The sequence below is a fragment of the Bacteroidales bacterium genome, from assembly GCA_035353855.1.
Classification (GTDB): domain Bacteria; phylum Bacteroidota; class Bacteroidia; order Bacteroidales; family CG2-30-32-10; genus DAOQAK01.
In genome coordinates this window covers 35,022-46,862 of record DAOQAK010000032.1, presented here as the reverse complement: position 1 = coordinate 46,862, position 11,841 = coordinate 35,022, and the positions used below count along the sequence as shown (strand labels likewise).

Here is an 11,841-nt window from a genome sequence, read left to right as displayed (position 1 = left end):
ATGTGTGCATTTTATCAACTATGGACAGTTAATATTTATAATGCGTTTGCCCTGTGGAGCAGTATATAGGATTAATCAATTTTCATTTGTTTTTTTAACTTATGTTTATGTTACTTTTCCGATAATTGTACTTCCTTTTTACTGCTCCACTTTTATAGACACAATATTTTTTAAAATTATATTGCCGAAAGTTGCAAACACAAATGTTACCAAAACTAATTGAATCGTTTTGATGAATATTTCGACCAAATAAAATAACATTAAAGAGTGGAGACTTGCAACCACTTTACAAACGGGGCGACACTACTAAGCCAAACTAGTAGTAAAATTTAAAATAAAAATAAATGAAAAAAATAATTACAATTATAATTCTATCTTTTGTTACTTTTTCTGCAAATGCACAAACAAAAGTTGATACCCTGACAAATGAAAAGGTAATTAAACTTTCAAAACTTGGTTTACAGCCATCAGTTATCGTTAATAAAATTCAAACGAGTTATACCTTATTTGATGTCAGCACGGACGGTTTAATAAATTTGAGTGACAATGGAGTGTCTGCAGATGTAATCAATGAAATGATGAAAACAGACGCAAAAGCACAATTAACTGTTGCAAATCAAAAGGATTTAAACGATCCTAAGACTATGCGCAAAACAGGCATATATTTGTATAATCCTAAAGATAGTGTAAAAATAATCAGACGAGTTGACCCAACTGTAACCTCAACAAACAGCTCTGGTGGTTTAGGTACAGCTCTTGCGCAACATTATACTTATGGAATTGCGAAAGATAAATTAAAATCCAACATATCTGGGAAAAATAGCAAAATGCAGATAATAGACACCAGTCCTGTTTTTTATTTTTATTTTGAAACCAATACAAATCCAGGAGCAGATGATTGGTTTTTTGCTACTGCTACTTCTCCTAACGAATTTTGTTTAGTTAAACTTGATGAAAAAAAAGATAGTAGGGAAATGGTGGTAGGTGATGCAAATGCTTATGGAAGTTCTTCAGGTATATCAAATAAAATAAAAGTTTCATTTGACTATGAAGAAGTAACAGAAGGTATTTATAAAGTTACTTTCAAACAGCCATTAGAAAAAGGTGAGTATTGTTTTCTATATGCCAGTTCAACTCCAACAAGATATTCTAACAATAAAGTTTTTGATTTTGGCATTCAAAACGGACAATTAAAAAGTAATGAATAAAAAATGGAGTCCAGATACCATTAAAAACGGGGCGATATCGAAAAGCCATACGAGTAGAAATTACAAATAAATTTATAATAAAATGAAAAAAATATTAATTATCGCATTATTACTCTTTTTTGTAAAGACTGTTTCTGCACAAACCTTTTATGTTGAAAAGACATCAGATGGATTTGAACAACCAATAATTGATAAATTGGTAGAATTAAATAAGAAAATTACCACAAAACAAGATTCATCTGATTATACAATAAAATGTATTATACAAAAAGCAGCAAAATTCTCAGCAGAAGGAAATATTGAAATTTATGAGACTAAAACTGGTAATGCGCTACAAAAATCAAAACTTGTTAAAGGACGAACTACTGCTTTCAATGGATATGCTAGCCCTAAAAAGATTGTAATGAATATAATAGCAAAAGATTATCTATATGACCTACTTTTTGAGGTAGAAAAAACAAAAAAATAGAAAAACTTTGCAAGCTCCCCTCGCTGATTGACGGTTGTACCGTCAGTCTTCTATGTTCAGGAATGTACAGTTTAATTTAAAAAAGTGGAAACAGGAACCCACTTAAAAAAACGCAGCGAACTGAAAAGCCAAATTAGTAGTGAAATTTAAAATAAAAATAAAATGAAAAAAGTTACAATAATTTTAATAGTTATAATTGCTATGACAATTAAAACTAATGCTCAGTGGGTAGCACAAACAAGCGGAATATCTTTAGCTTTATTTTCAGTTTATTTCACCAATTCCAATACGGGGTATACTGTTGGCATGAATGGAACAATTCTTAAAACTACCAATGCTGGCAATAATTGGATAGCATTACAAACCAGTGGAACAACTAGTCATCTAAGTTCAGTTTATTTCGCCGATGCTAATAATGGCTGTGCTGTGGGTGGTACTGGAACAATTATTATAACCCAGAATGCCGGTAACAGTTGGACGGTGAGAACAGGAGGCGGAGGTGAGCAATTATATTCAGTTTTTTTAACCAATCCCAATACAGGTTACGCTGTTGGCGGCTCTGGTGGTATAAGCAATGGTTTAATCATTAGTTCAAGTAATTTCTGGGGAGCAATAGGCGGGCAATATAATACATTATGTTCAATTTATTTCACCGATGTCAATACAGGTTACGCTGTTGGCTATGATGGAACAATTCTTAAAAGCACAGACGCCGGAAGTAGTTGGACATCACAAACCAGTGGAACAACTAATATCCTATATTCAGTTTATTTCACCAATGCTAATATTGGTTATGCTGTTGGTCAAAATGGAACAATTCTTAAAACCACAGACGCTGGAAATAGTTGGATTACACAATCTAGCGGAACAGCTAATAAGTTAAGTTCGGTTTATTTCATCAATGCCAATACGGGTTATGCTGTTGGCAATTATGGCACAATTCTTAAAACAACCAATGGCGGAACTATTTGGACAGCACAATCAAGTGGAACAACTAGTGGTTTAGCATCAGTATATTTCACCAGTAGCAATATAGGATATATTGTTGGAGGTAATGGAACGATTCTTAAAACTACAAATGGAGGTGTCGGTATTTCAGAATTATCTAATGAAGAAAATAATATTAGTGTTTTTCCTAATCCTGCTAATGATAATATTACAATTGAAAACACTTCTTTAAATAATTACAAAGATGAAATGATTTCAATTTATAATATTCAAGGGCAATTACTAATACAGCAACCAATGATACAGACAAAGATTAATATTGATATTTCTGACTTTACTAGAGGAATGTATTATTTAAAAGTACAAACTGAAAACGGAATAGCAGTAAAGAAATTCATAAAAGAATAAAATCAAAAACTACGGAAAGGGCTCAGAAATGAGCCTTTTTCTTTTAGTGTTCTTTGACACCCCAAAAGAATATAAGCTACTTCACTGAGAATATAAGCTATATCTCCATGAAAGTTTTGAGCTGCGCTGAGTGATTTTTCAACTGCTCTATGAATATAAACGACTGCTCCTAGTGATTTTTCACCTGCAAAAAGAATATGAGCGTCTGTGCCCAGTGTTTTTTCATCTGCAAAAAGAATTTAAGCGACTGTGCTGAGTTATTTTTGACATGCTCTGTGAATATGACAACCTGCGGCAAATGATTTTTCACCTGCGACAAGAAAATAAGCGACTGCAAAAAGAATACTTGCTTCTGCTTTCAATTTATAGAAAGTTTTGTCGCTGATTAACCCAATCGCACAATGTAAAGCACTTTTGCAGCTTAATTTTAAAGGCAGATATTTGTGTGGCGACAAAACAGCTTTCCATTTTTCGCCCACTATCGGCAGTAACCTATTCTCGGCAGACAAAATTCCCTTCCCTTCAGTAAAAATTTAAAAGCCAACACTCAACCCGACAAAGACATTATTTCTTTGACAGCAGAGTGCTATTAGTCGTTATCATTACAAACGCTATTTCAAAGTATTAACTCCATAATATCCAAATTCTTTCCCTTCCCAAATTATTAATACTTTTGTAATCACTAATTTAAATTTTATGATTACTGTAAAATCCTTTGTTTTCAACCCTTTCCAGGTGAATATGTTTTTGTTGTACGACGAAACGAAAGAATGTGTAATAGTTGACGCTGCCTGCATGAACAGCGATGAAGAAAAAAAACTTTTAAATTATATTTCTGCAAACAACCTTAAACCCGTGCATCTGATAAGCACTCACCCGCACATCGACCATGTTGCCGGAAATAAATTTATTTGCAATACGTACAATATTCCGCTCACAATTCATAAAGACGGGCTTCCTATTTTAAAAGGTGTTGCGCAATATGCAGCAGCGTTTGGCTTTGATGATGTAGAATATTTTGAACCTAAAAATTTTATTTCGGAAAATGACATTTTAAAATTCGGAAGCTCGGAATTAAAAATTTTATACACTCCCGGACATGTCAATGGCAGTATTTGCCTGTATTCCGAAAAAGATAATTTTGTAATTGTTGGCGATGTACTGTTTAACGAAAGCATTGGCCGCAGCGACCTTCCAACCGGAAATCATGATCTGCTCATCAGCAGCATAAAAAACAAATTGCTTGTACTGCCCGAAAATACTATGGTTTACCCGGGTCACGGACCTACGACAACTATTGGATACGAGAAAAAGAATAATCCTTATTTATAATAGAAAATAGTAAAGAGAAAATTGTTTTGTATTTTATTAGTTATTTTTTTACCGATGACTATTAACCAAACCAGCTGCTCAACCTATCAACCATTACCCCATTTATATGATAGAACACGAATGACGCGGATTTTACGGATTTACAGCAAATTTAAAAAATAATGATTGAATATTTTGTCTGCCTTAGGTAGGTTTGAGGTTTGAACTTTGAACTTCATTTCCCCTTGTCAACTTGTCTGCTTATCAACTTGTCAACTAAATTTTCTTACTCCCAATGAATGCTATTCACCACTTCTTTTTCATCAATAAGGTTCATGCATTTGAAATGGTTCTTGGGGCATTTTTCAAATCCAAGCTTTGAGCAGGGACGGCAATGCAGATTCTTTACTTCAATGATTTTTGAAAGGTGTTTATATTCTTCCGGGAAATAAGGATACATGCCGAATGCAGGGACAGTGTTTCCCCAAATTGATATCACAGGTTTTTTAAAAGCAGCTGCAACATGCATTAAGCCGGTATCGTTTGATATTACCTGCTTCGATTGTTGAATAATCGATGCTGCCTGGTTCAGCGAATATAGTCCGCAGGCATTATAAACTTTATCTCCTACTACACTTTTTATCAATTCACCCGATTCATGATTTTCTTTACCTCCAAGAATAATAACAGGATGATGAATTCTTGTACAAATTGAAATTATTTTATTATCGGGCAATCTTTTAGTAGCATGCTTTCCGCCAATAACAAAAGCAACATATCCATTCCTGTGAGTTTCGGGTAAATCGGAAAGATTCACAACTTCATCATCACTGATAAAATAATCCAGACCTTTACCATCATTCTTCACTCCAAGTTTTTCAACCACATCAAAAAACCGGTCAACATTATGAACTTTTGGAAGTAAATTTATTTTTGTATAAACGTAAAGTTCTTTTTTAATATTTAGCTTTTTAACCGAATTAAAAGGTCTTACAAGATGCAACACTGTTGATGTAGAACGTATGCTGTTATGTAAGTCGATAATAAAATCATACTTCTCTTCTTTTAACTGAGGCATAACCGACATAACACTTTTCTTTATGGTGTAAATCTTATCGATATAAGGATTATGCTTTACTATAGGCAAATGTGATTCTTTTGTAAGGTAATGTAATTCTACATCTTTAAGTTGTTGTTTTACGCAACGAATTATCGGCGAGGTAAGCACAATATCACCAATTGAGCTGAACCTTATTATCAGAATTTTTTTCAAGGTTATTGTTTTTTACAAAAATATAAAAATAAATCACAAACTATTTTAATTCAACATTTTTTAACTATTAAGAAATTATTAAATTTTCAAGTAAAAAATTAAATTTTTTCATTTCAAAAAGCAGTATTTTTGCCACATGATTTTGATAGACTCGCATACACATATTTACCTTGAAGAATTTGCAGATGATGTTGAATTGACCGTCAATCGTGCTATTCAGAACGATGTAAAAAAACTGATTTTACCCAACATCGACAGCACTTCAATAAAACCAATGTTTGATTTGTGCAATCAATTTCCCGGTATTTGTTTTTCCTGCATGGGGCTTCATCCCGGTTCTGTCAATCAAAATTATCATTCCGAAATGGAAATCATCAGCGAATGGTTAGCGAAAGAAAAGTTTGTAGCCATTGGTGAAATTGGAATTGACTTGTATTGGGATAAAACTTTTATCAATGAACAAATAGAAGTTTTTAAACTTCAGCTTGAGCTTGCAAAAAAATATAATCTTCCGGTAATCATTCACAGTCGTAATGCGCTGAATGAAATCATTCAAGTACTTAACGAGAAAAATTATTCCGATGTGAAAGCTGTTTTCCATTGCTATCCGGGCAGTTTGGAGCAGGCAAAACAATTGATTAAAAATAATCATTTGCTCGGAATCGGTGGAGTGGTTACATACAAAAATTCGGGGCTTGCAAAAGTTGTAAAAGAAATTCCTTTGGAAAATATTATTCTCGAAACCGATTCACCTTACCTGCCACCAGTACCTTATCGCGGACAACGAAACGAAAGCGCTTACATCAAAACCATAGCTGAATTTATTGCAACACTACGTAATTGCAGTGTTGATGAAGTAGCCGCAATCACTACAAAAAACGCATGTTCATTTTTTAATATCGAAATATGAAAAATAAAACTTCAATCCTGATTATTTATACAGGCGGAACCATTGGAATGATTGAAGACGAAAAATCAGGAGCATTGAAACCTTTCGATTTCAAACATCTTTTAAAACATCTTCCTGAACTGAAAAAATTCAACTTGAATATCGATTCGTATTCTTTCAACCCATTGATAGATTCATCAAATATGAACCCGGCAATGTGGGTAGAACTAGCCAAAGTAATACAAAATAATTACGAAAAATTCGATGGATTTGTAATCCTGCATGGCTCCGATACTATGGCTTTCACAGCATCAGCATTAAGTTTCATGTTGGAAAACCTTTCAAAACCCGTTATCCTTACCGGTTCACAACTACCTATCGGTGTAATACGCACCGATGGCCGGGAAAATCTTATTACCGCTATAGAAATAGCAGCTACCCGAAAAAACGATAAACCGTTAATTCCTGAAGTGTGTATTTATTTTGAACATAATTTATATCGTGGCAACAGAACGCATAAATTCAATGCTGAAAATTTTAGTGCATTTACTTCTGCCAATTACCCTCCTTTAGCCGAAGTTGGTGTGCGCATCAAATTCAACAACCAGTTTATTTCAAACCCAATAATGGATTTTTTAATCGTTCACACCAAGCTTGATGCGAATATTGCTATCCTGAAATTATTCCCGGGAATTGAAAAAAACACTATCGAAGCATTCTCACAGATAAAAGGTTTGAAAGCTCTAATACTTGAAACATATGGCTCAGGCAATGCTCCTACAGACAAATGGTTTCTTGAAGCTTTGGAAAAAATGATAAAAAAAGGAATCATCATCCTTAATGTTACACAATGCAAAGGTGGAGCCGTTGCACAGGGGAAATACGAAACCGGCGCAAGTCTTTATAACATTGGTGTTATTGGCGGTGCTGATATTACAACCGAAGCAGCAGTAACGAAATTAATGTATTTACTTGGAGAAAATTTTGCTATTCCTGAAATAAAAAAACTGTTGAAAATATCATTAAGAGGTGAACTAACAGAAGATTAATATATTTAAGTAATTTTTATTTTCTTTTATTTTTATATATTTGCAACCTTAAAAATTCAAAGGAGAGATGGCCGAGTGGTCGAAGGCGCACGCCTGGAAAGTGTGTAAACGTCACAAGCGTTTCATGGGTTCGAATCCCATTCTCTCCGCCAATCAAAAAGCCAGCTCCGCAAGGAGCTTTTTTATTTTCGGAAAAAGTCTAAAATTTATTTTATGACTTTTGAAGAAAATAAAAAAATAGCACGAACGTAGTGAGTGTGGTTTTTTGATTGAAGCCCTCCCTCAGGGTTCTTTCGCCACAAGGCGAATAATCCCTTTGTGTCTTGTGTTGTTTGTTTGTGGCAACTGGTTTGGGTAATTGTCAAAGGTCTTATGAAAATGAAATAAAAAAATAGCACGAACGTAGTGAGTGTGGTTTTTTGATTGAAGCCCTCCCTCAGGGTTCTTTCGCCGTAAGGCGAATAATCCATTTTTCGTTTGTCGTTTGATGTTTATTGTTTGTTGCAAATAGTCTAGTAAATTTTCAATGGTATTTTGGGAAAAAAATAATACGAACGAAGTGAGTGTGGTTTTTTGATTGAGGCCACCTCATTCGGGTTTTTTAGCCAAAGGCGAAAACTCCATGTTTCGTTTGTTTTTTTCCACCACGGCGGAGTATTTTGTTATTTTTTTAGAAATGTTTTGGTTTTTTTATTGAAGTATACCGACAGAAAAGAGTTTTGCAAAAATATTTTTTGTTTTCTGTACGGTATAACTCGTTCTAAACAGTTTTGCCTTTGCAAACCTTATAAGAACGAGTATATTTCCAATTTTAAATTGAAAATCGTGATATTATTCCATATATGTCATATTGTTTTGATAGTAATAAATATTCTAAATTATTTATGTTTACGAGCTTCTGTTATTCAAAGAAAAAGCTTTTATTATAAATGATTTCCCGAATAAAAAATATTTTTACATTTGTACCGAATAGTATTTAGGTCTTGATTTAAGAAAAATAAAAGTAATTACAATAAAATACTGTTTCTTGCGTTTAACAGTTAAGCGAAAAGAAACGGCGGCAATATTCAGAATGATGGCCTTTGACAAAAAGCTTCTCGCTAAAATAATGATCTGGTTCGGACTGGGAATGGTGGTTATTTTCTTTGGACTAGGCATTATGTTAATATATTTTCCTGTTTATACTTACCTGCCTCAGGAAATTAAAACTATAATCGGTATTTTCTTTATAGCTTATGGTTTTTTTCGCTTAGCTAGAGTTTACACACAAATCCGTCAATCAAAAAACGAAAGGAATAACCCATGAAAACCTATCTTAAATATAGTCCGGTCCTGATAATTATTTTATTCTTAACTTCTTGTTCAGGATTCAATAAAAAAAATAATACTATTAACGAAACTCCAACATCAGGCAATATTAAAATTGCTGTTGACGAAGCATATCAACTATTATACGACACTGAAATATATACTTTTGAATCTATTTACGCAAATGCAAAAATCAATGCTTCTTATAAGCCCGAAGGCGAAGCTTTTGCTGACTTTATGAACGACTCGGCAAGAATAGTCATTACTAACCGCAAGCTTACCGATACAGAAGAAAAAGTTCTTATGAGCAAACAAATTTATCCCAAAACGGTAAAAATTGCTATTGATGCTTTGGCTTTTATTATCAATAACGACAACCCTGACACCCTTCTTCAATACGAGCAGATAGCCGATATTTTTTCAGGTAAAATAAATAAATGGAATCAAATTAATCCTAAATCATTACTTACCGAATTAAATGTTGTTTTTGATAACACTAAATCATGTAATACACGTTTTATTAAAGAAAAATTCAATTTAAAAAATGATTTTCCAAAAAATTGTTTTGCTGTAAATACTAATTCCGATGTAATTAGTTATGTGGAAAAAAATAAAAATGCAATTGGTATTATTAGTGTAAACTGGATTAGTGATAAAGATGACAGCATATCTCATGAATTTCTAAAAAAAATAAAAGTAATTTCAGTTAGTACTCCGGGAAGCATTGACGACTATTACAAACCCTATCCCGGGAATATTGCTGAAGGCTCATATCCACTAACACGTGATGTTTATATGATTAACCGTGAAACATTCACAGGGCTTGGCACAGGTTTTGTTTCCTTTGTTGCAGGAGAAAAAGGACAACGAATAGCACTGAAATCAGGACTTGTCCCTGCCACAATGCCAGTCAGACTTATTACAATAAAAAGTGAATAATTTAAATATAAGGAGATAAATAAAATGTTACGTTATGTTAAATTTTTTGTATGCTTATTTTTGGTAGTAGTGCTTTCGCAATATACATTGAAAGCACAGGATCTAAAATCTGCCATCCGCCTTTCGGAAAGCGAACAGTATGATGCTTCGCATAAAGCATTCGACGACTTACTTGCAGCACAGCCAACAAATGGTGAAATATATTTTTATTATGGCGAAAGCTTTCTTAAACAATATTTTGTAGATAGCGCTGCTGCATCATTAAGCGAAGCAGCAAATTCAGCTCTTCAGTATTTTAATAAAGGTATTGAGAAAGCTCCTGCTGACCCATTAAATTATATTGGCGCTGGAAGAGTTTATATTTTACAAAATAAAAGAACAGAAGCAGATGCTAGTATTCAGAAAGCAAAAGATCTAATGCCTCTGAAGGGTATGAAATATACAAAATCAGATATCCCAACTACAAAACAAGCTCTATCTTATGCAAAAATTGCAGAAGCATACCTTAAAGCTCCTGGTTTTACAAAAGAAGCTTTGCTCGAAATTATTGATAATGCAACCGAACGAAGCACACTTGTTCCTGAAGTTTATTTGATTAAAGGTGATATTTACCTTAACTACAATGATGGCTCAAGCGCAATAGTTGCTTATAATAAAGCTAATGAACTTGACCCAAAATCATGTAAGGCTATGGTAAAAATAGGACAACTATGGATGAGAGCTAAATCATACAATGATGCTTTGGATTATTATAAAAAAGCTATTGATATTGAAAGTACTTTTGCTCCTGCTTATCGCGAAAGAGCCGAATTGTATGGTCTTGCACAACAATGGGACAATGGTATTAAAGATTACGAAAAATTCATAGAGCTTTCAGGCAATAACTTTTATGCGAAAGTACGTTATGCTGCTTTTCTTTACATGGCAAAAAAATATGAAGAAGCTGTTAAATATATTGAAGAACTGAAAACTCTTGACAAGGATGCAATAAATAAAAATTATAATTATGTCAACCGGTTGGAAGCCTATTCTTATTATAATCTTAACAATTATCAGGATGCTTTAACTGCAATTAAAACCTTCTTCCAATATACCAAACCTGATAAAATTATGGCTGATGATTATAGTTATTATGGCGACATCCTAAGCAAACTTGGCACTCATGATGAAGCTTCACAAAAATATATCAAAGCTTTAGAATTAGATTCTACTAATTATGATTTATACTCAAAAATATCAAAAGAATATGCTGCATTGAAACAATATGATTTGGCTGCAAAATATATTGAATTGAAAATCAGTTCAGGAAAACCAACTCTGATGGACTATTATGAAGCTGGAAAAACCTGTCTGAACGCAAAAAAATATGATAAGGCTGATACATGCTTTGGTTCTGTTCTTGCACAAAAACCAGATTATATTAATGCTGTTATGTATCGTGCACAAGGTAGATCCATTGTTGATTCAACAAGTGAACTCGGGCTTGCCAAACCATATTATGAAAATTTAGTAACTTTATCTTTAGCTGATTCGGCCAAATATGTAAAATATCTTACTACCGCATATAGTTATTTGAGATATTATTACTTCAAACAATATAATATGAATAAAAAATGCGAAGATGCTAAAAAAAGTATTGGTTACTGCGATAAAATATTAGCAATCGACCCAAAAGATCAAAATTCAATTGATATAAAAAAATCGCTGGCAGTGAAATGCCCATATTAATATTAACAATATTTTATTTTAAAAGGGGCTGAATATTCAGCCCCTTTTTTTTACCGTTAACTTTTTTATTTTATCCGTTAACTTATATTTTTTTACCTTATAATGATTGTTGCTTTTTAGATATTATACATAATATTATTTTTGATGTGTAAAACCACAAGAAATTTTATTTTTATTCATCTAATAAAAGGAGGTAATAAACTAATTATTAAACTAATTTGAATTAAAGGCAGGCAAGCCATCATTCTGAATTTTAAATAATAAAAATAATTAAAGAATTTACAGGTATTGTTATTTAAAAAAATATTTAT

At 32.8% G+C, this 11,841-nt stretch carries 9 protein-coding genes and 1 tRNA gene; 9 read left to right on the top strand and 1 reads right to left on the bottom strand.

The window, feature by feature from the left end; translation table 11 throughout:
* Window positions 1-344 precede the first annotated feature (344 nt).
* The 4 genes from PKK00_09470 to PKK00_09455 all read left to right on the top strand — a co-directional run bounded on the left by PKK00_09470 (window position 345) and on the right by PKK00_09455 (window position 4,365).
* The gene (locus PKK00_09470; protein HNW98623.1) at window positions 345-1,208 is read left to right on the top strand and encodes a hypothetical protein; all 864 of its coding nucleotides are present in this window, start codon (window positions 345-347) and stop codon (window positions 1,206-1,208) included.
* Window positions 1,209-1,290: 82 nt separating this feature from the next.
* On the top strand, window positions 1,291-1,677 hold the full coding sequence (locus PKK00_09465; protein HNW98622.1) for a hypothetical protein: 387 nt from the start codon (window positions 1,291-1,293) through the stop codon (window positions 1,675-1,677).
* A 162-nt stretch (window positions 1,678-1,839) separates the two neighbouring features.
* Window positions 1,840-3,033 (top strand): YCF48-related protein, encoded by a 1,194-nt coding sequence (locus tag PKK00_09460; GenBank protein HNW98621.1) that lies wholly within the window; start codon window positions 1,840-1,842, stop codon window positions 3,031-3,033.
* A gap of 696 nt (window positions 3,034-3,729) precedes the next feature.
* Entirely contained in the window at window positions 3,730-4,365 is a 636-nt protein-coding gene (locus tag PKK00_09455; GenBank protein ID HNW98620.1) for an MBL fold metallo-hydrolase, read from the top strand.
* 265 nt (window positions 4,366-4,630) lie between these two features.
* On the opposite strand, the gene PKK00_09450 is transcribed toward PKK00_09455, so the two are convergent.
* Window positions 4,631-5,617 (bottom strand): glycosyltransferase family 9 protein, encoded by a 987-nt coding sequence (locus PKK00_09450; protein ID HNW98619.1) that lies wholly within the window; start codon window positions 5,615-5,617, stop codon window positions 4,631-4,633.
* A 136-nt stretch (window positions 5,618-5,753) separates the two neighbouring features.
* Between PKK00_09450 and PKK00_09445 the strand changes: the two genes are divergently transcribed.
* The 5 genes from PKK00_09445 to PKK00_09425 all read left to right on the top strand — a co-directional run bounded on the left by PKK00_09445 (window position 5,754) and on the right by PKK00_09425 (window position 11,530).
* Window positions 5,754-6,527 carry a TatD family hydrolase gene (locus PKK00_09445; GenBank protein HNW98618.1) on the top strand — a complete coding sequence of 258 codons (774 nt, stop codon included), beginning with the start codon at window positions 5,754-5,756 and terminating at the stop codon, window positions 6,525-6,527.
* The gene (locus PKK00_09440; GenBank protein ID HNW98617.1) at window positions 6,524-7,555 is read left to right on the top strand and encodes a type I asparaginase; all 1,032 of its coding nucleotides are present in this window, start codon (window positions 6,524-6,526) and stop codon (window positions 7,553-7,555) included. The genes PKK00_09445 and PKK00_09440 overlap by 4 nt, the downstream gene beginning before the upstream one ends.
* Window positions 7,556-7,616: 61 nt before the next feature.
* Window positions 7,617-7,707 (top strand) — tRNA-Ser (locus PKK00_09435).
* A 1,150-nt stretch (window positions 7,708-8,857) separates the two neighbouring features.
* Entirely contained in the window at window positions 8,858-9,802 is a 945-nt protein-coding gene (locus tag PKK00_09430; GenBank protein HNW98616.1) for a substrate-binding domain-containing protein, read from the top strand.
* Window positions 9,803-9,826: 24 nt separating this feature from the next.
* Complete coding sequence (locus PKK00_09425; protein HNW98615.1) at window positions 9,827-11,530, top strand: tetratricopeptide repeat protein; 1,704 nt, start codon at window positions 9,827-9,829, stop codon at window positions 11,528-11,530.
* The last annotated feature ends 311 nt before the right edge of the window (window positions 11,531-11,841 follow it).